The following is a 350-nucleotide window of genomic DNA, read 5'->3' as shown; positions in this document are numbered from 1 at the left end:
AGTATGGCTGAGGCGAAGGGAGTAAGGCCGAGTTTAGGTTTGTCTCTCGGAGTTCTTATAGTCGCAGCGGTTATTATAAGCTGTGGCGTATTGGTATTGGGCGTGGATGATCATATCCCGATCGTCGTTTCAACGGTAGTGGTGTGCTGTGTAGGTCTTATCGTGCTTAAGAAACCGTGGGCGTAGATCGAGGAGGGGTGCCTATATTCCATCGTAGTAGGCCTGAAGTCCTTGGTGATCCTTATGATCATCGGCATGATTATAGGAATCTGGATCCAAAGCGGTATCGTTCCAACGTTGATCTATTTTGGACTCTCCATTTTATCGCCGTCGATTTTTCTTTTGGCTAC

Annotated in this window: 1 pseudogene; it reads left to right on the top strand. The window is 47.1% G+C overall.

Features of this window, described 5'->3' with window-relative positions:
* Positions 1 to 186: pseudogene (locus tag EZM41_RS05820) on the top strand (sodium:proton antiporter); the annotation flags it as partial.
* Positions 187 to 350: the final 164 nt, after the last annotated feature.

It is taken from the genome of Acetomicrobium sp. S15 = DSM 107314, assembly GCF_016125955.1.
Classification (GTDB): domain Bacteria; phylum Synergistota; class Synergistia; order Synergistales; family Thermosynergistaceae; genus Thermosynergistes; species Thermosynergistes pyruvativorans.
The sequence above is the reverse complement of the archived record's forward strand: the minus strand, read 5'-3'. Positions and strand labels throughout refer to the sequence as shown.